The sequence below is a fragment of the Saccharibacter floricola DSM 15669 genome, from assembly GCF_000378165.1.
Lineage (GTDB): Bacteria > Pseudomonadota > Alphaproteobacteria > Acetobacterales > Acetobacteraceae > Saccharibacter > Saccharibacter floricola.
In genome coordinates this window covers 79,092-104,587 of the sequence record NZ_KB899336.1, presented here as the reverse complement: position 1 = coordinate 104,587, position 25,496 = coordinate 79,092, and the positions used below count along the sequence as shown (strand labels likewise).

At 49.2% G+C, this 25,496-nt stretch carries 20 protein-coding genes and 2 tRNA genes; 15 read left to right on the top strand and 7 right to left on the bottom strand.

Going from position 1 to position 25,496, the window contains the following annotated elements; translation table 11 throughout:
* Nucleotides 1-17 precede the first annotated feature (17 nt).
* From F457_RS0105035 to F457_RS0105010, 6 genes are all read left to right on the top strand, one after another.
* Nucleotides 18-1,313 carry a hemolysin family protein gene (locus tag F457_RS0105035; RefSeq protein ID WP_018980046.1) on the top strand — a complete coding sequence of 432 codons (1,296 nt, stop codon included), beginning with the start codon at nucleotides 18-20 and terminating at the stop codon, nucleotides 1,311-1,313.
* 173 nt (nucleotides 1,314-1,486) lie between these two features.
* Entirely contained in the window at nucleotides 1,487-1,900 is a 414-nt protein-coding gene (dksA, locus tag F457_RS0105030; RefSeq protein WP_018980045.1) for an RNA polymerase-binding protein DksA, read from the top strand.
* A 52-nt stretch (nucleotides 1,901-1,952) separates the two neighbouring features.
* A tRNA-Thr gene (locus tag F457_RS0105025) sits at nucleotides 1,953-2,027 on the top strand.
* Nucleotides 2,028-2,281: 254 nt separating this feature from the next.
* The gene (locus F457_RS0105020) at nucleotides 2,282-2,650 is read left to right on the top strand and encodes an arsenate reductase (protein WP_018980044.1); all 369 of its coding nucleotides are present in this window, start codon (nucleotides 2,282-2,284) and stop codon (nucleotides 2,648-2,650) included.
* Between the two features lie 145 nt (nucleotides 2,651-2,795).
* The gene (locus tag F457_RS0105015) at nucleotides 2,796-4,148 is read left to right on the top strand and encodes an amino acid permease (protein ID WP_018980043.1); all 1,353 of its coding nucleotides are present in this window, start codon (nucleotides 2,796-2,798) and stop codon (nucleotides 4,146-4,148) included.
* 23 nt (nucleotides 4,149-4,171) lie between these two features.
* Nucleotides 4,172-5,257, top strand: coding sequence for a hypothetical protein (locus F457_RS0105010; RefSeq protein WP_018980042.1), 1,086 nt, complete (start codon nucleotides 4,172-4,174; stop codon nucleotides 5,255-5,257).
* A 434-nt stretch (nucleotides 5,258-5,691) separates the two neighbouring features.
* On the opposite strand, the gene F457_RS0105005 is transcribed toward F457_RS0105010, so the two are convergent.
* On the bottom strand, nucleotides 5,692-7,140 hold the full coding sequence (locus F457_RS0105005; protein WP_018980041.1) for a glycosyltransferase family 2 protein: 1,449 nt from the start codon (nucleotides 7,138-7,140) through the stop codon (nucleotides 5,692-5,694).
* A complete protein-coding gene (locus tag F457_RS0105000; RefSeq protein WP_018980040.1) occupies nucleotides 7,130-7,609 on the bottom strand; it encodes a hypothetical protein in 480 nt (159 codons plus the stop codon). Before F457_RS0105000 ends, F457_RS0105005 begins: the two co-directional genes overlap by 11 nt.
* Before the next feature lie 150 nt (nucleotides 7,610-7,759).
* On the opposite strand from F457_RS0105000, the gene gap reads away from it, so the two are divergent.
* Both gap and F457_RS0104990 read left to right on the top strand, forming a co-directional pair.
* The gene (gap, locus tag F457_RS0104995; RefSeq protein ID WP_018980039.1) at nucleotides 7,760-8,782 is read left to right on the top strand and encodes a type I glyceraldehyde-3-phosphate dehydrogenase; all 1,023 of its coding nucleotides are present in this window, start codon (nucleotides 7,760-7,762) and stop codon (nucleotides 8,780-8,782) included.
* 2 nt (nucleotides 8,783-8,784) lie between these two features.
* A complete protein-coding gene (locus F457_RS0104990) occupies nucleotides 8,785-9,978 on the top strand; it encodes a phosphoglycerate kinase (protein WP_018980038.1) in 1,194 nt (397 codons plus the stop codon).
* Nucleotides 9,979-10,187: 209 nt separating this feature from the next.
* Here the strand turns inward: F457_RS0104990 and rpoH are convergent, their stop codons facing one another.
* Nucleotides 10,188-11,084: an RNA polymerase sigma factor RpoH gene (gene rpoH, locus F457_RS0104985; protein WP_018980037.1), complete on the bottom strand. Its 897-nt coding sequence runs from the start codon at nucleotides 11,082-11,084 to the stop codon at nucleotides 10,188-10,190.
* Nucleotides 11,085-11,342: 258 nt separating this feature from the next.
* Nucleotides 11,343-12,344 (bottom strand): RluA family pseudouridine synthase, encoded by a 1,002-nt coding sequence (locus F457_RS0104980; RefSeq protein WP_018980036.1) that lies wholly within the window; start codon nucleotides 12,342-12,344, stop codon nucleotides 11,343-11,345.
* Between F457_RS0104980 and F457_RS12225 the strand changes: the two genes are divergently transcribed.
* Nucleotides 12,328-12,741 (top strand): hypothetical protein, encoded by a 414-nt coding sequence (locus F457_RS12225; RefSeq protein WP_156809351.1) that lies wholly within the window; start codon nucleotides 12,328-12,330, stop codon nucleotides 12,739-12,741. The two genes, F457_RS0104980 and F457_RS12225, sit on opposite strands and share 17 nt — an antisense overlap.
* On the opposite strand, the gene F457_RS0104965 is transcribed toward F457_RS12225, so the two are convergent.
* The gene (locus F457_RS0104965) at nucleotides 12,727-13,041 is read right to left on the bottom strand and encodes an ArsR/SmtB family transcription factor (RefSeq protein WP_018980034.1); all 315 of its coding nucleotides are present in this window, start codon (nucleotides 13,039-13,041) and stop codon (nucleotides 12,727-12,729) included. The genes F457_RS12225 and F457_RS0104965 overlap by 15 nt on opposite strands.
* A gap of 137 nt (nucleotides 13,042-13,178) precedes the next feature.
* Between F457_RS0104965 and F457_RS0104960 the strand changes: the two genes are divergently transcribed.
* The gene (locus tag F457_RS0104960; protein WP_018980033.1) at nucleotides 13,179-14,267 is read left to right on the top strand and encodes an alkene reductase; all 1,089 of its coding nucleotides are present in this window, start codon (nucleotides 13,179-13,181) and stop codon (nucleotides 14,265-14,267) included.
* Nucleotides 14,268-14,333: 66 nt separating this feature from the next.
* Here F457_RS0104960 and rlmB read toward each other — a convergent pair whose 3' ends face one another.
* Nucleotides 14,334-15,152: a 23S rRNA (guanosine(2251)-2'-O)-methyltransferase RlmB gene (rlmB, locus tag F457_RS0104955; RefSeq protein WP_018980032.1), complete on the bottom strand. Its 819-nt coding sequence runs from the start codon at nucleotides 15,150-15,152 to the stop codon at nucleotides 14,334-14,336.
* 72 nt (nucleotides 15,153-15,224) lie between these two features.
* On the opposite strand from rlmB, the gene F457_RS0104950 reads away from it, so the two are divergent.
* The 4 genes from F457_RS0104950 to F457_RS0104935 all read left to right on the top strand — a co-directional run bounded on the left by F457_RS0104950 (nucleotide 15,225) and on the right by F457_RS0104935 (nucleotide 19,606).
* Nucleotides 15,225-15,310: transfer RNA gene (locus F457_RS0104950), tRNA-Tyr, on the top strand.
* 273 nt (nucleotides 15,311-15,583) lie between these two features.
* A complete protein-coding gene (locus F457_RS13245; protein WP_018980031.1) occupies nucleotides 15,584-17,719 on the top strand; it encodes a Hint domain-containing protein in 2,136 nt (711 codons plus the stop codon).
* 20 nt (nucleotides 17,720-17,739) lie between these two features.
* Nucleotides 17,740-18,291 (top strand): hypothetical protein, encoded by a 552-nt coding sequence (locus tag F457_RS0104940; RefSeq protein WP_018980030.1) that lies wholly within the window; start codon nucleotides 17,740-17,742, stop codon nucleotides 18,289-18,291.
* A 163-nt stretch (nucleotides 18,292-18,454) separates the two neighbouring features.
* Nucleotides 18,455-19,606: a glycerate kinase gene (locus F457_RS0104935; protein ID WP_018980029.1), complete on the top strand. Its 1,152-nt coding sequence runs from the start codon at nucleotides 18,455-18,457 to the stop codon at nucleotides 19,604-19,606.
* A 6-nt stretch (nucleotides 19,607-19,612) separates the two neighbouring features.
* Here F457_RS0104935 and dinB read toward each other — a convergent pair whose 3' ends face one another.
* The gene (gene dinB / locus F457_RS0104930) at nucleotides 19,613-20,713 is read right to left on the bottom strand and encodes a DNA polymerase IV (protein ID WP_018980028.1); all 1,101 of its coding nucleotides are present in this window, start codon (nucleotides 20,711-20,713) and stop codon (nucleotides 19,613-19,615) included.
* A gap of 269 nt (nucleotides 20,714-20,982) precedes the next feature.
* Here dinB and F457_RS12215 point away from each other — a divergent pair.
* Nucleotides 20,983-25,496: beta strand repeat-containing protein (locus tag F457_RS12215; protein WP_169584108.1), on the top strand; the 4,514-nt coding region annotated here is incomplete at its 3' end.

Genomic DNA, 25,496 nt, shown 5'->3' with positions numbered 1-25,496 from the left:
TGCTAGGCTTCCCATCCATGGTCATCCCTTTACTTACGGTTATTCTCCTGATTGTTCTCAATGGTGTTTTTGCCACGGGGGAACTGGCTTTAATATCCGCTAAAAAGCCGCGTTTGCTTCATCTGTCGCGTGCGGGTGTTCCTGGTGCTGAGCAGGCTTTAAAACTGGCTGAACGGCCTCATAATTTCCTCCCTACAGTGCAAATTGGGATGACCTTAGTCTCCATCGTGGAGGGGGCGTTTGGGGGAAGCCAAATTGAAGAGCATGTGCGTCGTTGGATTAGCACCATTGGTGTGTTGCGGCCCTTTGCTGATGAGCTTTCCATAGGCCTTGTTGTTGCGCTTATTACCTGTGCCATGCTGGTTTTTGGGGAGCTGGTACCAAAGCAGATCGCTCTGCAACGTCCTGAAATGATCGCGATTCGCTTGTCTCGCTTTTTGGTTGTGTTGGCATGGATTACCAAACCGATCGTTTGGCTTCTTAGCCAAGCGTCTTCATGTGTTTTACGATTGATGGGGATTGGCCCGCTAGCGCGTGAAAGTGTGACGGAAGAGGAGCTACGTGCTGTCTTGGCCGAAGGGATGCGTGCCGGTATTCTGGAGACAGAAGAGCGGGCGATTATTGAGCGTTTGCTTCGTCTAGCAGATCGTCCGGTGCGGGCAATTATGACGCCGCGAAATGATCTTTTTTGGATCGACCGCCGTGCCTCTCAAGAAACCATTGTGCGCAAACTTCGTCAGTCTTCTTATGGGCGGATTGTGGTGTGTGATGGCGATGTGGATCATCCGGTTGGGGTTATTTTAGCCAAAGACATTATGGATCGCCTTCTATTAGGCCTCCCTGTGGCGATTGATGCTGTGTTGAGAACTCCGCCCGTTATTCCAGATAGCTTAACCGCTCAAGGAATGATTGAGCGCCTGAAGGGGATCTCTTTAGGTATTGTCTTTGTGCTGGATGAATATGGGTCTTTTGAAGGGATTGTGACCCCTTCAGACGTGTTTGAGGCCATTATTGGGGATGATAGCGCAGAATCTGCGCCTCTTCAGCCGTTGAGGCGTGAAGAAGGCGTGGAGGAGTATGTATTAGACGGGGTTATGCCCGCTGATGAGGTATCGTCTAAGTTGGACATCCCACCATTGCCTGACTCGGCGACCTATCACACGCTTGGGGGGGCGATTATGGCATTGCTCAGACGTGTACCGGCCAAAGGTGATAAGGTCGTCTTTTCAGGATGGTTGTTTGAGGTGTTGGATATGGAGCGCCGCCGCGTCGTTCGTGTGCGTGCAAGTCGGCGCTTATTAGCACAAAATTAGAGTGCGGTTGGCCAGTCTTTGGCTTTTACCATGATTTTTGCGCCTTAATTGGCGAGCAAGCCCTTGGCGAAAAGGACGTTGGACGATATACATCCAAGCGATCACCTTCTCTTGTATCGTTCAATGGTAGAGCGGTGAGGTGATGGTGATGCGTCCAGGACAGGGAATTGCGCATGATCACGCTCTCGCCAGATTATCGTCCATCCGATAGTGAAGAATTCATGAATGAACGGCAGCTAGAGTATTTCCGCCAGAAGCTTTTGCATTGGCGGGGAGAGTTGCTAAGAGAAGCGGGTGATACGTTAGCAAGCCTTTCAGAGGGTGGTATTCACGAAGCCGATATGACGGATCGTGCTACCGTGGAAACAGATCGCGCTTTTGAACTGCGTACGCGAGATCGTGCCCGCAAACTTATCGTAAAAATTGATATGGCGCTCGCTCGTATAGAAGACGGGAGCTACGGCTATTGCGAAGAAACTGGGGAGCCAATTGGGCTTCAGCGGCTTGAAGCACGCCCGATTGCTACCTTGTCGTTAGAGGCTCAAGAGCGTCATGAAAGACACGAAAAAGTGTATCGTGACGATTAAGGGGCTTGCATGGCGGGCTAGAACAGGCTAGGAAGCCCGCCAAGGAACACATGCTGCTGTAGCTCAGTGGTAGAGCACTCCCTTGGTAAGGGAGAGGTCGCGAGTTCAATCCTCGCCAGCAGCACCATGTCACCACATGTTACGCGTGGTGTATGGTTTAAGGATTAATGTAGGATGATGATCATTCTACACTTTTGTGATAACTGGCCGTTCTTCTTCTTTGGCATATGATACGATCGCGTTGTCATTATTCTAGCTTTGTTGTGCTAGAGCCTTGTAAAGAAGAGGTTCTGTGTTCCAATATGGTCAAAACAAACCTGCGGGTCGTACCGGGAGAGAAAGTACCTTGTCGTACTATGTCTCTTCGAAAGAAAAGGTTTCATGGGCTGTACTGTAACCCTTTACGGGATTCGAAACTGTTCAACCGTTAAAAAATCCATGCAATGGCTTGATGATCATCATGTCATGTATCGTTTCCATGATCTTAGGAAAGATGGTTTCGATCAAGAAACTTTGACAAGATGGATCAGATTAGTAGGATGGGAAAAGCTTCTTAATCGTTCGAGCATGACTTTTCGTCAGTTGCCGGCGGAAGACAAGCAAAGCCTTAACGAAGGAAAGGCTATACATCTAATGCTAGCTAACCCTACGGTGATCCGCCGTCCTGTCGTTACTACGGAACGTGGTGTGTGGGTCGGCTTTAAGCCCGAGACGTATGAGGCAGTTTTTGCCGCATTCAGAGGATATTGATTTCTGATTGATACCGACCTTCAGGCTCTGGCCGGTTATTTTGGGTAGATTTTGGAGGACGGAGCAGATTTGCGCCGTCAACCCACTTATGTGTTGCGCGCATGGCTGCTATATTTTTCCGGAATAGAGGAAAAAGGAAGATGCTATGGCGAATCAAGAAAAGCTGGCGTCATCGCTAAGCGCTCGTCACATTTTGATGATCTCTTTAGGAGGGATGGTAGGGGCAGGCTTCTTTATTGGAGCCGCGGCTGCTATTCTGAAGACGGGTCCTGCCGTTTTCATATCCTATATTATTTCAGGCTTGTTGGTCTATTTGATCAATTTGTCTATTCGTGATCTTGCTCTACAGGGTGGTCGTGAGAGTGGGTCGTTCATGACCCAAATTCGTAATCATCTTGGAGAGCGTATTGGCTTTCTAGCGGGTTGGGCATATTGGCTCACATGGGTTGTCGTTTTGGGTGCAGAGGTGCTGTTTGGCGCTAATATGATCCACGACTTCTTACTGCCCTATGGCATTGCCATCCCTGTTGTGACGCTAGAAATTATTGTTCTGGCGATTATGACAGCCATTAACCTGATGTCTGTTAAGGGGTATGGCGAGTTTGAGTACTGGTTCTCGCTCATTAAATTAATCGCTATTGGCGTTTTCGTTGTTATTACACTTTGGGTCATTATCCGTGGAGCCTTGGGCTTAGGACCTGCTGTGCCGATCCATCACAATATCTTTGACTTCGGTGGATTGGTTCCTAAAGGCTGGCTAGCCGTTTTGGCTGTTGTGCCAACCATCTTCTTCTCTATGAATGGCAGTGAGATTGTCACCGTTGCTGCTCTTGAGTCGGACGATCCAGATGGGAATATTGTGCGTATTACACGTACGATTGCGGTACGTATTGCAGGCTTTTTCCTTGTCTCGATTGCTCTCGTACTGGCCATGCGCCCATGGACAACGCTGAATGCGGGGAATTCTCCATTCCTTGATGTGTTGCACCAAGTTGGTATTCCTTTTGCCGGTGAGTTTGTATGGATTGTGATCCTGACAGCGGTGCTGTCCTCACTCAACTCCGCTCTTTATGTGACGTCACGTATTCTTTTTGAGATGTCAGAGCGTGGTGATGGGCCAAAATTCTTTTTGAAGGTTGATCCAAAAAGCCAGCTTCCTCGCCGTGCTGTGGTCGCTTGCTTCGTTGGTGGTGTGCTCGTCGTCCTTGCATCGACCTTGTCTCACGATGAAGTATATTTTGTTATGCTGAGTCTGACAGGTGTGCTGATGTTGTTTAATAACTTTCTCATTGTTGCAGCCCGGATTAAGAGCAACCCAGAAGGGCGTTTTGCTCCCTATCTTGCTTGCGTGCTTTTCGCATGTATCGTCGTTGCTATGGCGTGGATGCCGGAAACACGCCTTGAAGCTGGGATTGGTCTCGTGGCTCTTAGTATCATTGCTGTTGCTGCTCTGTTCCATCATCGGAATACGCCGATTGGAGGTAGTAGCGAGCGTTAAGTGCTGATGCTATCAAGAGGAGTATGGAAGCTTTTTCAAAACGTACACGACCTGCTTCGATAGAAGCGAGAGACGTTAAGTCTCTCGCGGTCGTGACACCAGCACGATTTCAGACCTTGTTTGATCGACGTTTGAATGACATCTGTGCACGTTTTGATGAGTGGAGTATTCCTCTAACTGTTATTGGTCGTTTAGGAGAGGTGCCGCCTGATACATGGCGCCGTCATGAATCACTTCCTCTTATCGATCAACAAGGTGGAATTGAAATCCGCCTTGAGGTGCCGCTTCCAGTACTTGATGAAAGCGGCCTTCGCCCAGGAGATCTCGTACGCGCAACCGGTTTTATGCGGGCGCGTTTGGTGCGGGATCATCTGGTTGCACGTTTAGAAGTGCTTACCTTATGTGCTCACGAGCACGGTATGCGTCTCAATTCCCCATCTGCTCATACGGTTCAAAGCTTATTGCGCGACCTTCCATCAGGGCGGCATGCCTTCCCATATCGTGGAGATGCGACGCTTTTGGTTATTGGTATTGGGGTTTCAGCTCAATCATTAGAAGGTTTATGCCGTCATTTTGGTGGCTTTTGGCGCCCTGAAGCGGTGCATCGTCTGGCTCTTCCTATCGATGATGCCGCTCGACTCGCGCGGCATATTCATCATGCAGAAGAGGACATCGTGCTGTTGGTTGCCGCTGAGGGGTCTATAACAACGCTTGAGGATGTAACTGTGTTGAAAACACTGGCATTTTCTCAGGCGTGCCGACTTTTGGCTTTTCAGCATGATTCGGATGAAACAGAGCTGCGTATTGAAGAGCAACGTGGCACGATTGCTCAGCATATCGTTGATCACGCCTTTGCATCTCCCCTAGAAGCTGGGCGGTATATTCGCCAAGAAAGTGCTCAATACTGGGAAAGGCGTGAGGAAGAGCGTGCCCGAGAGGAAGAGCTTAGCGCATTACGTACCAGTCTTGCTCGTCTCACCGATCTGCCTGAAAAATCTGCGCGACAGGGCACAACGAAAGCTGTGATGACTGGAATGGTGATCGGAGCATTATTGCTTGTGGGTTTCGACGCTGTTGCGTTTATCGCCTGGCGTTCAGGAGTGCTCTGATTGGACTCATATGGGCGCGTAGATAGGGTGTCTTAACTTCTCTATGTCTTAAAATTTGGTCGCTTGCGTAGGAATGATCGTTCAGTGCTGAGTGAACATATTCTTGCTCGTCGCGGCCGATTAACGCTGTGAGTAGAGTTCTACAAGACTCTTGATATAGCGAGACAATGTCACAATCGGGTCATGGTTCAGACGGTCTGTCTTGCATCCGGCTGGCATAGCTGGCGGATAGAAGGTCGTAAGGAAACAGCTTCATTCTGCTGATGAGATCGTTGTTTCTAGGGCACATATCATTGATACGGCTTATGACCATAGGAAGCCGCACAGCCTTATCGGTGTACAGGCCTTAGGTGCGGTCTTGTCATGTGCACCGACAGATGTCCGATAGGTAGTGTGTTTCGGTCATCCGTCGTGCTGCACCTATGATCTTCTTGTTATGGTAAAAAAGGGATCAACTCGGGGATATTCTGCCCGAGTTGCAGTGCCTCTTCATGAGGAAGGAGGCAGATAGTGCGCTGTATATCTTGAGGGCGTGCCTCAGGATGTGTTTCTAGCCATGTTAGCAAGCCGTTCAGGCTGAGCCCTTGTCGTCGGTCTAGAGGCGGCAGAGGGAGAAAATCTGGTGGGGCCATCTCTGGGAGAGGAACGGCCTCAAAAAGCGTTTCGCCATGTCCTGCTTCTTCTGGGAGAGAGAAGATTTCTGGACGATGTGTACGGCGTGACAGCACTGTCGCTATGCCATAAGGGCAGGGAATATCTCCTAGAGTGAAGTCGCGCTCATCACGGGCGACTAATGAAAGGAGCCGCGGATTTTGCTCTTGTATAAAGGCGACCACAGGCCGATGAGACCCCGCAGGATCAGCTTCTAACAAGGCGCCCCCTGCTGAACGCAGAAGAAAAGCCCGTGTAATCCCATAGGGAGGCGCTGCTTGTGGGACGAGCAGCAGCTGATCTTTGCGTGACGGGCGCATTCTTTCATAGAAGAACCCAGGCCGTTGGGCGCGATCGGGCAAATCAAGATCGGGATCTGGTTGGGGTGGTTTTTGCGTTTCTGCTGCTCGTAACGCCATGGCCCGCAAAGCCTGTGTGCCAGCGTTGAAGAGCGTGCGCGATAATGCATTAAAATGATGACGAGCTGCCGCAATCAATGACGCAGGGGCAGGATCATGCACGTCATTACGGTCGAAATGCAGCCGTAATGATGGAGGAAGCGTTGCAGCGTCGTGCGTGGCTGGGCAGATAAAATGAGAGATTCGTCCACCTTCCCAATGTGGAGAACGGTCTCCTTCCTGCACGACTGTTCCATTAGGTGTGACCAATCGCTCGGCAGGAATGTCTAAAGTCTCAGGGTCTGTCTGGTGATCGGGAGATGTGAGATATGAGCTCCGAACCAACAGACGCGTGAACCCATGGTCTGGTAACGCTTCATGAGCACGGTATGAATACGTGCCAATGAGGGAGCCACGTGGCCTCTGTCGATGCCCTGATGTGCCATAAACACACCAATTGAGGGCGATTCCTGCCGCATTCCCGCTATGTTCTAGTAAAGTGGACAGATCTGTATCAGGGACAAGATATTCATCAGCATCTAAAACGGTGACCCATTCTTCCTCGCCAATCATGCGGCTTAGTGCATGACGGGTGAGTGTTGAACGGCGCTCTTCAGGGGAGAAGTCGGCTGGTAGTTCTGGTGCGTCCCACGTAATGGGCCAGTCTTGGGTTAAGGGTTGGACAAGCCGTTCTGTTGCATCATGGGAGCCAGCGTCGATAACGAAGATGCGCTGAAAACCAAGGGCAAGATGCCAAGACAGCCACTCTAGGATAGTTGTTTGTGCATTACGAACGAGGACGGCGCAGGCAGCAGAAGGACGATTATCGGACATTGACGCGTACCATAGCTTGGTGAGCGGTAGGATCTGTAGTGACTCGCATATCAATTTGGACAGGGCGTGCACCGGCGGCCACGATATGGTTTGTGACGGGTACAGCAAGATTTTGCGTTAGATTGTTTAGAGTCTGAGCCTGTTTGTCCGGCGTGTTTTGCATAGGTGCTATGCCCTGTACGATGAAAAGAACATTCGGTTTACGATTCAGCGCTATTTTTGTGGCCTTCTCGATGGGCCCAGCATAATCGCTTTCCGGTGTACCTTCTACAACCTGCAAGAAAGGGGGCTGTTTTTTAGGTGGCATGGGCTGCGCAACCTGCACATGGGGTGGTTTTCCTGCATTAGGGTCGAACGTGCGCTGGTCAAGCGGGGCGCAGCCCTGAAACCCAAGCCCTACCAACGAAAAAAGGAGGGGAAGAGTGAGGAGAGAGACGCACCGAGGGAAAAATTTTTCAGAACTAGCCATAGTACACGAAATTCTTACAGGAAGTAGAGGGTTAAGCAAGAGGGAAGCGGCTATGCATGAAAAACTTACGTTACCCCCCTGTCGCTTCGTTGCAGTGGTGCTATGGATAGTGCTGTCTTTAGTTCCAAGTTTAATCGGAGGAACCGACCAATGGCCGTTAAAATTGCAATCAACGGGTTCGGGCGTATCGGACGTCTAGCGCTACGTGGTATTATCGAGAGCGGGCGTACTGACGTAGAGCCGGTACTGATCAATGATCTCGGTTCTGTGGAGGCGAATGCGCACCTCCTAAAATATGACACTGTGCATGGCCGTCTGCCAGCTGAGGTCGAAGTTGTCGATGGTAATCTGCTGATCAAAACTCATGCAGGTCGTACAATTGGCCCTATCAAGGTGACATCACACCGTAACCCTGAAGAAGTTCCGCTGCAGGGCGTTGATGTTGCTATGGAGTGCACGGGGCTCTTCACATCACGTGAAAAGGCTTCTGCTCTGCTGAAAGCTGGCGCAAAGCGTGTCGTGATTTCTGCACCAGGTAAAGATGCTGATGCAACCATCGTGTTCGGTGTGAACAACGATGCACTGACGCCAGATATGAAAATCATTTCTAACGCGTCTTGCACCACGAACTGTCTGTCCCCAGTGGCTTCTGTTCTGGATGAGAAGTTCGGTATTGAGCGTGGTTACATGGTGACGATCCACTCTTACACGGGTGATCAGCGCACCATTGATACACTGCACAAAGACCCACGTCGTGCACGTGCTGCAGCGATGAACATCATTCCAACATCAACAGGCGCTGCTCGTGCTGTTGGCTTGGTTCTGCCACAGCTGCAAGGTCGTCTGGATGGCACGGCAATCCGTGTTCCAACACCAAACGTTTCCCTCGTGTCTCTCGACTTCGTGCCGAAGAACCTTCCAGGTTCTGTTGACGAAGTGAATGCGGCTCTGAAGGAAGCTTCTGAAGGTCGCTTGAAGGGTATCCTTGGTTACAACACTGAAGCTCTGGTCAGCCACGACTTCAATCATGTGCCATACTCCTCAACCTTCGATGCTACACAGACAGCTATGGTGGATGGCGGTAAGCTTGTTCGTATCTGCGCTTGGTATGATAACGAATGGGGTTTCTCAAACCGTATGGCTGACACGGCAGCACTGTTCGGGAGCCTCTAATTATGGCTTTTCGCACGCTTAATGATGTGGAGGTACGCGGTAAACGCGTACTTCTTCGTGCCGACCTGAATGTGCCAATGCATGACGGGAAGATCACGGATACAACCCGTATTGAGCGCGTTCTGCCGACAATTCGTGAATTGGTTGAGAAGGGCGCTAAAGTCGTCCTTCTGAGCCATTTTGCTCGCCCTAAAGGCAAAGTCGTTCCAGAGATGTCTTTGGCACCTGTGGGTGAACGTCTTGCTAAGCTTTTGGGACGTCCTGTCGCTTTTGCGAAGGATTGCATCGGTTCAGAAGCGGCAAATGCTGTCGGTAAGCTTCAAGATGGTGATGTTGTTCTTTTAGAGAACACACGTTTCCATGAAGGCGAAGAAAAGAACGACCCAACATTTTCCAAAGAGCTCGCTGCTAATGGCGACCTTTATGTGGATGATGCGTTCTCAGCAGCTCATCGTGCTCATGCTTCTACAGAAGGTGTGGCGCGTCTGCTGCCAGCGTATGCTGGTCGCTTGATGGAAGCTGAACTGAAGGCTCTGTCTGCAGCGCTGGAAAATCCGAAGCGTCCTGTCGGGGCTGTGATCGGTGGTTCCAAGATTTCCACGAAGCTTGATCTGATCGGTAACGTTCTGGATCGCGTGGATGTGCTGTTCATTGGCGGTGCCATGGCCAATACTTTCCTTGCGGCAGAAGGCGTTAAGGTTGGTAAGTCCTTGCAAGAAGGCGATATGCACGAGACAGCTCGTACAATCGCTGCTCGTGCTAAGGAAAAAGGCTGCGACTTGGTTCTGCCAGTTGACGCTGTTGTGTCGCGTGAATTTAAAGCCGGGGCTGAATCCTCTGTCGTTCCTGTGGATCAGGTGCCTGATGACACTATGATTCTTGATGCAGGGCCAAAAACGGCTGAGCTTATTTCAAAACGTTTAGAGACATTGAAGACACTTGTCTGGAATGGTCCTCTAGGTGCTTTCGAAATTGAGCCTTTCGACCGTGCAACGGTAGAAGTTGCTCGTGCAGCGGCTAAATTAACGCAAGAAGGTAAGCTTCTGACGGTTGCTGGCGGTGGGGATACAGTCTCTGCACTACGTCATGCAGGTGTCGATACAAAGATGAGCTATGTTTCCACGGCTGGTGGTGCATTCCTCGAATGGCTGGAAGGTAAAGTGCTTCCAGGTGTTGAGGTGCTGCGCGCTAAGTAAGAAGCACGTTTCTTCTTTTGCGAGAAAAGGGGAGAAGGCTGAAAAGCCTTCTTCCCTTTTTTTATCAGTGAGATGTATGAGAAGAGTGTGATTGAGTGAGGAAATTTATACTATCTGTCTTAGTGATGCGTTGTGTTCAATGTTGAAAGCATAAAAAAGGCCCCAGAATTTTCTGAGGCCTTTTGTTTTTTGTTCAAAAGTGCCTTGTTTCAAGCCGCGAGTCCTTGCTCACGGCGCCGTGCTTCAACAGCAGAGGCCATCGCTTTTTGGATTTTCTCCATAGCGCGTGCTTCAATCTGACGAATCCGCTCACGAGAAACATGATACTGATGTGAGAGCTCTTCCAATGTGGAAGGGTCTTCTTTAAGGCGACGTTCCGTCAAAATATGTCGCTCACGATCATTCAAGTTCTTCATGGCTTCAGCAAGAAGAGCTTTGCGACCATTGAGTTCTTCAGATTTTGCGAGTGTTTCCTCTTGGCTTTCTTGATCGTCAACAAGCCAGTCTTGCCATTCCCGCTCGCCATCAGCACGAAGAGGGGCATTTAGGCTATGATCAGGAGAGGATAGGCGCTGATTCATAGAAACAACGTCATGTTCTGGCACACCAAGTGTTTTCGAGACGTGCTGTACCTGTTCTGGCTTGAGGTCTCCTTCATCAAAGGCCTGCATTTGGCCTTTAAGACGACGCAGATTGAAGAATAATTTTTTCTGTGCAGCGGTCGTCCCCATTTTAACGAGTGACCAGCTGTGCAGAATATATTCCTGCATAGCGGCGCGAATCCACCACATTGCATAGGTTGCCAAGCGGAAGCCGCGTTCTGGGTCAAAACGGCGCACGGCCTGCATAACCCCAATATTGCCTTCGCTAATAAGCTCGCTTACAGGCAATCCATACCCACGATAGCTCATAGCGATCTTCGCCACTAAGCGCAGATGCGATGTCACAAGTCGATGGGCTGCTTTACGATCTTCGCTCTTGCGCCAGCGGCGTGACAAATCCAGTTCTTCCTCAGCTGTGAGCAGAGGGAAACGACGAATTTCCTGTAGATAGCGGGACAGGTTGTTTTCTGGCCCTACGGAAGGAATAGCAATTGGAGACTTCATAAGTTTCGACTCCTTGCGCTTAGATGGCGAAGCGTTCTTAGTGAAATTTGCTGATTCAGTAAGAGGTGGAATGCTTCACTCTCCAAATAATGACGCAAATAGGTGAGGATCTGAGCTCCATCCAGACCCCACCCCATTGGAAGAGAAGGGTATGAAGGAGAAGAACATCCGTTCTAGCGATGCGTCTAATCAACTAGACTTCTTAAATTTCTAATAGGTTTTCCTATATAAGTCAAACACAAATTAAAGCTCAATCTATCATTTTTTTGCCATAATTGATGTAAGCTCCTGTAAATCTTGCGGAAATGGGGTCTCAAAATGGAGAAAATTGCCATGCCGCGGATGATAAAACCCTAGAGTCGCCGCGTGGAGAGCCTGACGAGGGAAGTCTAACCCAGCTTCACGTAATGGTGATGGTAAAGAACGTGCTGCAGCAGGAATGCGGCGTAGATAGGTGGGGTCGCCTAGTAATGGATGTCCCGCTTGGGAAAGATGCACCCGGATCTGGTGAGTGCGTCCTGTTGCGAGACGGCATTCAACCAAAGAAACAGCGTTATGAAAAGTAGTTTTTGTTTTGAAATGTGTCAAAGCATATTTTCCGCCTTGTTTTACGACGGTCATCCGTTTCCGGTCACGTTTATCGCGTCCGATAGCGCCTTCAAACGAGCCCTCTGCTGGGAGCAGCCCCCACGCTAAGGCGTGGTAGACACGTTGAATGTCACGGTTAGCAAAGGCGTTAGAGAGAGCTTCATGGGCCAGAGGTGTTTTAGCAACAACCATAACACCGGACGTATCTTTATCGAGTCGATGCACGATTCCTGGGCGTTTTTCCCCGCCGATTCCTTCAAAATCGGGGCCGCAATGGCCGAGCAAAGCGTTCACGAGTGTTCCTGTTTCGTTGCCAGGGGCAGGGTGAACGACCAGACCTGCGGGTTTATCAAGAACAATCAGGTCACGATCTTCATAAAGAATAGAAAGCGGGATATCTTCTGCGATCGGACGTGCAGGTTTTGCTGCAGGTTGAATTAGTTGGAGGAGCATGCCTTCACGCAGCGTGAGGGAGGGATCTTTGCGTGTTACAGAATCGCACTGGAAGTGCCCGCCTTCAATCAAAGCCTTGACCCGGGAGCGGGAAAGCGTGCCGATAGCGTCGGCAAGGACGCGATCCGCGCGTTGACCGGCCTGCTCTGCCGTTACACGGAAAGAGAAGGACGTTTCTGTTGTATCAGAGAAGGAATCAGAAATGGGAGCATCAGACATAGAACAGGGTTTAGCTGAGAGCGGGCCAAACGGCGAATCGAATCAGCAATTTTCGACACCAAAATGGCTCACAGGGCTCGTGATCTTTATGGGAGTGCTGATTATTATTGGCACAGTTGCTTTGCTATGGGTTATCGTAAGTCGCATGATGCATCCGCACTCAGAGCACGCGGCTGCTCATGCAGAGACAGGGGCTGTAGCTTCTCTTCCGACGATGCCAGCTATGCTGACTTTTCCTCGGCATGGTGAAGAGCAGATCCGCGCTGTTGTTCCTCGCTCTGATGGGACGCTAGCCGTAACATTGATGGCTCCTCAAGGGGGCGGTCGTGTTGTGCTTTGGGTGCCTGAACAAGCGCGAATCGTAGCGGAATTTGACCTAGGGTCAGGAGCCCCTTGAAGAGGCTGCTAAGATGGCGTTCATCAAGCCGGGGAAACGTTCTTCCAGTTCGTTAAGGCGGAGGGTGTTTCGGTGATTAACGCCATCAATGCGTGTATGAAGGATGCCATTTTCGCGTAGCACTTGGAAATGGTGAGACATGCTCGATTTAGGGCGTGAGCCGAGAAGTGTGCTGCAATTAGCCTCTCCGAGTTGATGTAAATGTTGAATCAGTTCTAGGCGCACAGGATCAGCAATGGCGCGCAGAACGCTGATCAGATCAAGCTCTTGAGGGTCGGGATGTGTATACGTATTGGCCATGAAAGGCGTTATCTCTCTCTTGACATCAGAGTGCAATGGTCTAATTGTTCGATATATATCGAACTATAAGCCCGCCTGCACGATTTCTTTTTATCAAAAGGAACGCTGCTGGATAAGTGGTTCAGGAGGTACGAGAGATGCCAACATTATTTGATCCGATTTCATTAGGGGCAGTTGACGCTAAAAATCGTGTGTTCATGGCGCCGCTGACACGTGCACGTGCGGATAAGGACGGTTTACCAACGTCGATCATGGCGGAATATTATGCCCAACGTGCCAATGCAGGGGTAATTATCTCAGAGGCGACGGCTATTTCACGTCAAGCAATGGGGTGGATTTACGCACCAGGCATTTGGACGAAAGAGCAGATCGAGGCATGGAAGCCTATTACAGAGGCCGTGCACGCAAAGGGCGGCAAGATTGTTTGCCAGATTTGGCATATGGGCCGTCTTGTCCATTCGTCTGTTACAGGTGAGCAGCCGGTTGCGCCGTCACCCTCCACGGCACCAGGATATACGCATACCTATGATGGTAAAAAGTCGTATGAAGAGGCGCGTGCTCTGAGCGTTGATGAGATTCATGAAATCGTGAAAGATTTCGGCCAAGCGGCGCGTAATGCCATTGAGGCCGGCTTTGATGGTGTGCAAATTCACGGGGCTAATGGCTATCTTGTTGATGAGTTCCTCCGCGATGGCACAAATCACCGTGAAGATGAGTATGGTGGAACACCGGAGAAGCGGCTGCGCTTCCTACGGGAAGTGACAGAGAGCGCTATCGCAGCGATTGGGGCGGATCGTGTTGGTGTGCGTCTCTCACCTAATGGTGAAATTCAGGGGGCGATGGATAGCAAGCCGGAGACGGTTTTTGTGCCAGCCGCACAGATGCTACAAGACCTTGGTGTTGCTTGGTTGGAACTACGTGAATCAAGCTCCCAGAGCACATTCCAGATGGAAGCGCCGACAGATCAGCCGAAACTCTCTCCAGAGATTCGTAAAGTCTTTAAGCGACCATTGGTGCTGAATCAGGATTACTCACCAGAAGACGCGAAAGCGGCGGTTGCAGAAGGATCTGCTGACGCTATTAGCTTCGGACGTGATTATATTGCTAATCCGGATCTTGTGGAGCGTTTGGAAAAGAATCTTCCACTTAATGAAGGCGATATCAGCACCTGGTATGGCGCTTGGCATGGTGGAAAAGGATATACAGACTATCCAACGGCGCAGTAATCTTTTGCCTTAGGAAAGATGCCTATAAGCGAAGCGGCCCCGGAAAGAAGGGGCCGCTTTTGTTGTTTAAGATGATGTGATCGGACGTGTAAGCTCATACAGCGCGACGGCGGAAGCGTTGGAGACATTAAGGCTCTCCATAGGGCCCGACATATAAATAGAGGCGATTTCATCGCACGTTTCACGCGTAAGGCGTCGTAAACCAGCCCCTTCTGCGCCCAGAACAAGAGCAACGCGGCGATTGCCAAGTGTCTCGCGGCTTAAACGTTGGCCGCCTGCATCCAAACCAACAACCCATAACCCTGCACGTTGCAGTCCTGCTAAAGCGCGAGAGAGATTCGTTTCACGAATGAGAGGCACGATGTCGAGCCCACCTGACGCGGCTTTGGCCATCGTTCCTGTTTCGGGTGGTGTGTTGCGGTCTTGGACAAGAACAGCGGCGGCCCCCAATGCGGCAGCGGAGCGTAAAATAGCACCGATATTGCGTGGGTCTGTCACTTGATCCAGCACTAAAATAGGGCCGGGGCGTTCAAGAGCTTCGGCAATAATGAGTGGGGTGAGGGGTTCAACACGAAGGCAAACGCCTTGATGAACGGCATCGCGGCCGCAAAGGGCGTCAAGCTGCTCGCGTGCGACAAAGGTTGGTTGGTGCTTGCTGTTATATGGAAGGGAGGATGCGGCTTCCCTTGTGGCAAGGAGTTCGTAAATGGTGCGGTTAGGGTTGTTGAGAGCGGCCTCAACAGCGTGAATGCCATAAATCCAATAGCCATTGCCAGCAGAGGGTTTGCCCTTTTTGGGGATGTCGGGCCCTCGTCCAGAACGATTACGGGAAAGGTTCTGAGAGGGAGGAACGGAGAGACGTGTGCGCGATGATTTCTTAGCCATGATTTCTTTATAATCTGATAGAAGATGCATTGACAGAGCGCATAATGCCTACTATCAAGCACTCAACCTTTTGGAGGGATGCCCGAGTGGCTAAAGGGGGCGGACTGTAAATCCGCTGGCGTACGCCTACGTTGGTTCGAATCCAACTCCCTCCACCAGGTTAGACACAACTCCCCACATAATTGAATATCGCTGCGGGTGCTCATTATTCTCGCAGGGAACCACTAATTGACAGAGTGGTTATATTTTCATATATTTGACGTGTATTAGTATTTTATCTTCCGATATTATCGGAAGAAAGTGGGTGTATTGTGACTAATTACAATATCTTTGGAAACACTTATCCCCCTGATGGATCTCCTCCTAAGCATTTTAGTATTGACTTAGACAATCACAGTTCGTCTCAGTCACCAGTTAGAAATGCTCCGTGGTTGAGTGATACGGCGACTTATGGAGGGCAGGGTGGCCCTAGTGCCAGTACTGCAGGGCGCGGTACGTCTAATGACCAAGTGGCAGGCGGCGGCGGTTATGGATATGACCCTTTTTCAGGGTTCCATTGGGCAAGTAATGTGATTGAATCCCCCGTTACAGACCCTAATTACCAAGGAGAGTATTTTTATTACGGTGCTCAGGAAGGTGGCCGGACGTTAATTGAGCCAGCAATGATTGGTGGGCACTGGGCAAGTAAATTGGGAACGTTGACACCTACTCATCTTGACATCTCAATGCAGTCTGATGGGCATACTTATGGTGTGACGTCGACGTATAAAATGAGTAGTATGAAGGGCCTGAACGTTGGTGACAGTACTTTTACGTACGGTCCGAATGGCTTTCAGTGGCAGACGATTAGTCCTCAGCTGAATACACTGATGCAGCAGCACGGGTATGACACTATTACAAATGCCGCTGCAAATAATATAGCATCAAATAATTTGGTGCCTACTCAAGTGTCTCTTGTATCGCAGTATCATACGCCAGACGGGAATAACTATACGGTTGTGAAAGCGTTGAACCCAGGTGTCGCTTCATCTGGTGCAACGGCTACGCCAACCATTAATATGACTACTGCTCAAAAAAAAGCTGTTTACGTCGTTACATCAAGTCCAATCGATTATAAGAAGACGTTCGATCCATTTCAGCTTTATACAGCCGTGATGAATAGTCCTGATGTTTCAGATGATGACAAAGCAACCTTTTCCCAGACAGTGAACATGACGACAGGGGACAGTGGGAGTGGTAATTACCCAGCCTTTGTTGCTGCTTTTCTAAGTTATGGCATAACGCCGACGCTGTCTGGCGACGTCATTAATCCTAATGGTGCAGGAGGGTTTCAATATACCAACCTACCACCGGGTTTTTGGGACGCGATGTCTAGAAATCACGATACGATTGAAGATGTTATTCATTCTGGTGCAGTTGGAGGTGCCCCAAGCTATATGTATTCGTGCTTCCTCTCTGGTACATTAATACGTACAGAAGGGGGTGATAAACTTATTGAGTCTATCCAAGTTGGGGATCGTGTCTGCGTTGGAGATGCAGAAGGAAGTCTTGCAGGAACACGGCCGGTCACGCGTGTATTGAGGCGTCATGTCTGTGTGGAAACAGATCGTTCGTCTTCTTTCGCGGGGTGGCCTATTCTGATTGTTAAGAATGCCTTTTCTGTAGGTGTGCCGTCGCAGGACTTGCGTGTAACAGCAGAACATTGCTTTTATTTTGATGGGCATTTTGTTCCGGCACGGATGTTGGTGAATGGTGAGAGCATTCGCTATGATGAGCGTTGCAAAGAGTATGACTATCATCACATTGAACTCGACTCTCACGATGTCATCTGGGCAAATAATACGCTGACCGAGAGTTGGCTGGATACAGACACGTTTTTTCAGCAAGGCGTTGATGGAGCTTGGCAGCCTGTTCCTGGGGATCATGAGCTTCTCCAAGGGCCGACTGTGGACATGAGTTCGTGTCGGAGGCTTGAATGGGGGCGGGATTCTGCTTTCCCGCTTGCCGTTGAGCGTAGCTTTGTGGAACCTCTTTATCACAAGCTGGAAGCTCGAGCGGTTCTTTTGCAGCAGCATTCTGTGAAACATATTTCAGAAACTATAAGTGAAGCCCAAAAGGATGATGGGAAAGAGAGTGGTGTCTATCTTGAGTTAGAAGATGGTCGCCGCATAGGCCCGGTGAGGAAGCGCGGTCGCTTTTTATATTTTCCTATCCCTGATGAAGCGGGATCGGCATTGTGGTTGTGCTCAAATGTGTCGCAGCCGAGTGAGGTGGAAGGGCCATTTGTTGATGACCGACGTTACCTTGGGCGGTTAATCGGCATGATTTCTCTCTGGGAAGGAGGACGAGAAATTGCTCTGACCGACCATCTAACGTCAGATCATTTGCCCGGTTGGTTTAAACGAGAGGCGGGGCCTTATCGTTGGACGAACGGCCATGCTGTTTTGCGTTTGCCGAAGCGGAAACCCTCTACATTCATGAGAAAATATATTTTGGTTCTCGAGATTGTTGCGGGAGATTGCGCCGAGCAGGAAACTGCAGATGGGCAAATAGTCTTAGCTGAATAAAATCTACGAAGGGGCCGTTGATGAAGCGGATTGATGTACCAAAAGACTTATTTCTTATGGGAGATTTTTACCCTTTTTCGAGTGATGTAAAGCAAGCTTTGCCTTTCTGGTATAGTGGAATATTTTTTGGTGCTGTATTCCAACGCGCTGAGTTCTGTATGATGCCGGCTTTATGGGAGCAAATAAAGAAACGCTCTGATATTAAAGATGGTGAGGGATGCTACTGGCTTGAGTTTACGCGCGTTGATACAGAGCATGGGAGGATAGCTGGCCCCCCTCAATATGACTTTCCAAATATGCAAACAGTGCAGGCCGCAAAAGAGAAAGTCGGGTTGCTGTCATCTACGCTGTTGATTTTCGGTTTAGAAAAAATATTGGAAAAACATACAGCTTCTTATGGGGCGAAGCGGTATTTTTTCGATGTTTTTGGAGCGGAGTTACTATCATTCTATCGGTTTATTATGCGCAAAGAAGCCTCTTATCCTTACAGAAAGTATGATCTTATTTATCATACAAAGGATGAATGGAAGAATGGAGATTTCTCATATTTTGAGTTAGTTCCTAGGAGTTAGGAAGGAGCGCGTGCCATGAAGAGTTATGAGACGATATTTTTCATGCATGTGTAAAAAACGGGTAATTTTATTTTTCATAATAACCCTGAAATCTGCAAATTTTTGTGTCTATGGTTACTCGAGTTTTATTACCAACGTTATTTTTGTGTGGGATGACTAGATCATGAAAATTGCTCTTATCTGTGATTCATTTAAAGAAAGCCTCTCCTCGTTGGAAGTTTCTCGTGAAGTTGAGCGTGGCTTCCGAACGATTTTCCCTGCTGCTGAGTATGTATCATTTCCGATTGCGGATGGTGGTGAAGGAACAATTCAGGCTCTTGTTGAGGCGACACAGGGGCGTTTGGTCAAGCAAAAGGTGAGTGGCGTCTTAGGACAGCCTGTAACAGCCTCTTTTGGTGTGACGGGAGATAATAAAACGGCTGTTATTGATATGGCAGAAACAGCTGGATTAGGCACATTACCTCCTCAGAAACGCAATCCATTGTGCACCACGACATATGGTGTGGGGGAGCTTGTGCGTGCTGCTCTGGATCATGGGTATCGCCATATTGTTCTTGGTCTGGGCGGAAGTGCGACCAATGATGGTGGTGCTGGCTTTGCTCAAGCGTTGGGTGTGAAATTTTACCAGCGTGATGGGCGTATGCTTCCCGTTGGTGGGGCTGCTCTGGCGGATTTGGATCATATCGATATGTCTGGTCTAGATGAGCGCTTGAAAGAAACACAACTTGATTGTGCCTGCGATGTGACTAATCCTCTACTAGGCCCTTCTGGGGCGTCGCATGTTTTTGGCCCGCAAAAAGGTGCGAGTGCTTCGGATATTGAGCGGCTTGAAGCAGGGCTACGTCATTACGCACAATTGATTGAACGTGATACGGGTCGACAAATTGCAGAACGATCAGGGGCTGGGGCTGCTGGTGGTTTTGGGGCGGGGTTAATGTCGTTCACAGACGCACATTTTCAACCGGGGATCGACCTTATTGCGAAACAGATGAAGCTGGATGACGTTTTTAAAACAGTAGATCTTGTGATTACGGGTGAGGGATCGCTTGATCGTCAGACAGCAAGCGGCAAGGTGCCTGTTGGGATTGCACGCTTGGCAAAAGCACACGGAAAGCCGGTGATCGCTTTAGCTGGGGGAGTGAAAGTAGGGGCTGAAGCAGTTTATGATGAGGGGATTGATGCCTTTTTCCCTGCGGTGCAGCGGCCCTGTTCATTGGAGGAGGCTTTAAAAGAGGCACGAGAGAATGTGCGTCGTTCTGCGGAAAATATTGCACGAACTGTGCGTGTTGGGCAGGCGTTGGCGGCGTCTTGTTAAAAGCGCTTAAGAGGGATCAAGGAAAGACAGGCGGAGCTGTGTATCCGCCTTGTCTTGTGGCACTAACCCTGAGACGGTAATGCCGAGCAGTCGGACGGGGCGTGGAAGTGGGAAGAAGCTTTCTAAAATATGTTTTCCTGCGACAAAAAGCATGTGCTGATTATTAATGGGATCGTGCAGTGTTCGAGCGCGCGTGCTGGTTTGGAAGTCGTTTGTTCGTATTTTAACCGTTACTGTACAGCCTGTTAGTTTGCGTTGTAGGCAAGATTCCCAAACTTTAACGGTGAGTTTCTCAAGGATTGTGAGAAGTGTTGGGAGGTCATTACTGTCTTGACTGAATGTCGTTTCATTGCCGATAGATTTGCGTGGGCGATGGGGTTCGACGGGGCGGTGATCAATACCGCGGGCAATATAATAGTAAAAGGAAGCTGCACTCCCAAAATGGGCACGTAAGAGCTCCATAGAGCAACGCTTAAGATCAGCTCCAGTACGAACGCCTAAAGCATGCATCTTTGCCGTTGTTGCAGGGCCGATCCCATGGAAGGCTTCTACAGGAAGGGAGGCGGCAAAAGCGGGCCCTTGCTTTGGGGTGATGACGAAAAGGCCGTTGGGTTTGTTTTGGTCAGAAGCGAGTTTGGCGAGGAAGCGATTATAAGAGACGCCAGCTGAAGCGGTCAGTTGAGTTTGTTGGGCAATATCGCGTCGAATAGCTTCTGCAATGGCAGTGGCTGAGCCAAAGTTCCCGAGGTAATCAGTGACGTCAAGAGCAGCTTCATCAAGGGCTAGTGGTTGAATGAGAGGCGTGTAGCGAGAAAAAATAGCGTGTATTTGTGCTGAAACAGCGCGGTATTTTTCTGGGTGTGGTGGAATAAAAATCAAATCAGGACAGAGGCGCTGCGCTGTGCGTGATGGCATAGCTGAGCGAACCCCATAGCGGCGCGCTTCGTAACTGGCAGCGGCGACGACACCACGTGCTTCAGACCGCCCCACCGCAACGGGGCGCTGGCGTAAAGTGGGGTCATCGCGTTGTTCGATGGAGGCGTAAAAGGCATCCATATCAATATGGAGAATGCGTCTTATCACAGAGGGGTTAGACTCGCGGATCATGATAGAGGGAGTAAATTTCTATTCTTCAACGATTATAGAGATATTTTGTATCATAAGGGGATTAATAATAAGAATCTCATGCAAGAACAAGAGTGTAAAGTTTAATAGTTTATTACATTTCAGTCTTGTTTTTATATTTCCTCTTTCTATGAGAATAAATAATATTGATTTAGTAGCGATATTGGCATAGATATCAATTATAAGATCTATATTGTGTCTAATCCTTGTTGGATAGCTGTTGTTTAATAGTAAAAATAGGAGAGTATAGGATGCCCTCTCAGCGACGCATGTACCGACTGTTAATGTCGACATCGTATCTCTGCTTATATGCTGGGGTGGGTGGTGCTTTCCTAACGTTGAACGAGGCACAAGCTCTTCCATCAGATCCCCCTTATGTCACAAATGATGGTTCGACAGTGACCTATTCACCGGCTGCCGGAACAGTTTTGAAACAGGCTGATCATGGTGGTGTGATTTATGATAGTGGCTCAAATATTAACCTTGTCCAGGATGGGCCTGGTATAACAGAGCTTGTAAGTAATGAATCTCGCTTATGCTCACCATCATATAATTGCGTTAATTATCAAGGTGGTGCGACAATTGTTAAACAAGGTACGTTGCGTATTGTTGGGAATGCGAACACATATGATGATAAAGGGAATGAAACAAATCTAATACAAACAACGAATGGAACATTACCCAATACATCATATGCAGAGGTTGATAGTGGTGGTGTCCTTGACGTCAGTGGCAGTAATGGATGGCGTAATACGGCACTTTCCAGCAGTGGTGTCGCATTAGGGGGCTTGAGAGGCAGCGGTACTGTTATCTTGGGTGATTCTGCGCAGATTGATTTGCGGCCTGCGGGGGGCATTGATGGGAAGCCTTTTGAGAGTACCTTTTCTGGTACGATAACGGCAAACCAAGCTAAGTACCAAAGCTCCGGTCTTATTATTGATAATGGCACTCTTACGCTTGATCATGCGCCAAGTGTTGAAGGAAACTTGGTTTGGATTGGGACCACGTCAGCACAGCCTGCTACGTTAAATATCACAAACGGTACTCAAATGACGGTATTCCGTGATTTGCAAGCTGGCATCACGACAACGGATAAAGCAAGCGGACATCAGCCAACCGATGGCATTATCAATGTATCGGGACCAGGAACAAAGGTAACGGTTAATAGCTTACTTGGTGTGGCTTCTGCTGATTGGTTTGTGCGTGGTGGGGAATACGCCGCAGGTGGTGCCGCAGCTTTAACCGATGCGGCTAAACAAGACTTAGAAGGCGGACTTGGAAAGGTCCAAGGGACGGTTTCTATTACAAATGGCGCGATGCTTTCTGCCCCGCTTGTGACATTAGGGTTTGCGGGTTTTGGTAATAATTTTTGGAATGGCATTGTTGCAGGGAACGGCACGTTAACGGTTGGAGGTGGAGATAGCGCCAATAAGGCCGCTCAGCTTCTTGTTGGCTTGAAAGAGGATAAAACAGCCCAAGATGGGTATTCTCTTTTAAATGCATCAAGTAGCAACTTAGCTTTATGGGTTAACTCTCGTGGTAACGGCACAGTTAATATTGACCGTGGTGGGGTTATCACAACGTCTAAGGTGACTTTGGGGGCGCCGGAGCAAAATGGTGTTCCCAATGCTGGAGCCGTACATGGTGATGTGAATCTTAACGAAGGCGGTATTTTACAAGTTTTGGGTCAAGGAGCGGATGCTTCTCATGATGCTATTGTTAATTTCAACAATACGTCACTTGGCCAACGTGGGACTTTTTCCTTAAATGGAGGCACTCTTCAGGCTATTGGAGGTGATTTATACGCCTCAATGGATTTGAATTTTCAAAAGACGAATGACACTATATTTTCAACAATTGATACAAATAAACATAATATTGTCCTTGCCGGTCAATTAACAGGAACGGGTGGATTAAAGAAGACATCAGAAGGAACGTTGACCGTAGGGGCATTAGCCACAGGAAATGCAGCGAATGAAGGTTATCTTTCTGGCAAAGGCCAAAATACATATTCTGGTGGGACAGATATTGAACAAGGCCAGATTTCTGGAACAGCTGGTAGTTTTGGAACGGGAACGATTAACGTCCAGAAAAATGCTAAGCTGGATGTAGATCAAGAGACGTCTGTGGGTCAGGATGTGCAAACTCCTGCTGACACGCCCAAATCAACAAATAGTTTAAGTAACAATCTTACCGGTCAAGGTGAGTTTGATAAACGTGGTAATGGCACATTGTATTACACGGGAGACGGAAGCGGTTTTTCTGGTAATGCCACTGTGCAAGCTGGGGCTATGGTGGTTTATGGCAATCTAAGTGGCGCGTCAGTCATCTCCATTGCTCCAAAGGCCGGGCTGTACGGAAGCGGAGGGAGCTTTGGCTCTGGAACCGTAGATGTACAACAGGGTGCTAAGTTTACCATTGATCAAACAAAACCAGACAATCATTCGTCATCGCCTGATGGACAGACAGAAGCAAATACCTTGAAATCTGTTCTTAAGGGACAAGGTGATTTTAATAAAACCGGCAGTGGTACACTGTATTATACAGGTGATGGCAGTGGGTTTGCGGGCAATACTACCGTGCAAGCGGGAACGATGGCCGTTAGTGGTAACCTAAATGGTGCGCCGCTAATCTCTGTTTTACAGGGAGCTGTTTTATCCGGTGCTGGAGGTAGTTTTGGTTCTGGTCGAATAGATGTGCAAAAAGGCGCGGTTTTTGAGCTTTCCCAGGCTGCTCCTGCGGCCGCAGCATCAGATAGTCCGAGCGCGTCTAATACCTTTAAAGCTGTTCTAACAGGGCAGGGCGATCTTAATAAAACGGGCGCTGGTACCGCGTATTATAATGGCGATAGCGCTGGTTTCTCAGGAAATGCGAACGTTCAAGCTGGTATGATGGTGGTGCAGAGCACGTTAAAAAATACACCATTAATAACGGTCGCGCAGGGCGCAGGGCTTGCTGGAACGGTGGGAAGTTTTGGTTCCGGTACAATAGATTTAAAGAAAGATGGAAGGCTTGACCTTAACCAGTCTGTTTCTTCAAATAATGGGACATCAGACAGTGCTAATGAAAAAAATAGTTTCAAAACGCATTTAACAGGCGAGGGTCTCTTTAACAAAACCGGAGATGGAGCGTTGCATTATGCTGCTGATGGCAGCGGCTTTACGGGAACAGCGAACGTTCAATCTGGGAGCATGGCTGTTGATGGGAACCTTCGGAATGCAGGGCTCATCACTGTTTCTCAGGGGGCTGGTCTTTCTGGCACAACGAATAGCTTTGGCTCTGGTGTTGTGGATGTTCAAAAGAACGCGAGCTTTGATCTCTCGCCCTCGTCTTCTGATGCTGGGAGTGCAGCGAATACATCGCAAACGGTCTTAAAGGGTGAGGGTCTCTTTAATAAAACCGGCGATGGAGCGTTGCATTACGCTGCTGATGGCAGCGGCTTTACGGGAACAGCGAATGTTCAATCTGGGAGCATGGCCGTTGATGGGAACCTCCGGAATGCAGGGCTCATCACCGTCTCTCAGGGGGCTGGTCTTGCTGGCACAACGAATAGCTTTGGCTCTGGCGTTGTAGATGTTCAAAAGAACGCGACGCTGACAGTTGCTCAGGGAGCACCGACAGAAAGCGCAGCAACAAATCCCGTAAAAAGTAATAACGTTGCGACCAATACACTTGAAGTGTCACGTTTGAGGAAGAGTTCTTCAGCTCTACACAGTGTGTCATTATCGCGTTTAATGACACGGAGTAATATAGCCAACACATCGCTGTTTGCGTCACTTGCACAGAATAATGCGAGTACAGAGGCAGACCATACAACGTCAACCGATACGCTCAAGACAACACTTAAAGGACAGGGAGATTTTAAAAAAACAGGCAGTGGAACTCTGCATTATGCCGGGGATGGCAGTGCTTTCACCGGGAATGCAACGGTCCAAGAGGGGATTATGGCCGTTGATAGTAACTTAAGAAATGCCGAGCTTATAACGGTTGCTCCAACTGCAGGGTTGTCTGGTACGGGGGGAAGCTTCGGGTCTGGTACTATTGATGTTCAACAAAATGGTAAGCTCAATATCGCTCAAGATGGAGCGACGGAGAATGACGCCGCAGAGACATCTGCCAATACATTACAGAGCACCCTAAAGGGGCAGGGAGAGTTTGATAAGACCGGAAGTGGTGCTCTGTATTATACAGGGGATGGTCGCAGCTTTGGCGGGAATACCTCTGTGCAAGCGGGCACGATGGTGGTCAATAACACTCTAGGTGATGAGAAAACCTCATCCATGTCGGTCGCTCAGGGAGCCACACTTTCTGGTAATGGAACTGTGGGAGGCAACACGACGGTCTCTGGGACACTAGCACCAGGGAACAGTGATGGGGCGCATGCGATTGGCACTCTGCGTGTCAATGGGAACCTCACCATGTCGAATGGATCGACGTTCTATGCAGAAGCGAAAGATGGAAATGCGGATAACGTCCTCGTGTCAGGGAAGGCCGATTTAAGCGGAGCAAAGGCATCGTTTAATGTGCTCGATAACCGCCCCATGCAAAGTGGTAACGTTTATAATCTCGTGCAGGCTAGTGGCGGTCTTCTGACCCATTTTGGGGGGTATCAATCTAATGTTCAGGGGGCGTATCCGTATTTAAAGCCTGAACTTACGTATACGGCAACTAATGCTCAGGTGACGGTTGCTGATGTGCGTGGCTCCGGTACGAACCCCAAGCCTGATGATGGCAATCATAATGGTTCATCGAACACTGGTGGCGG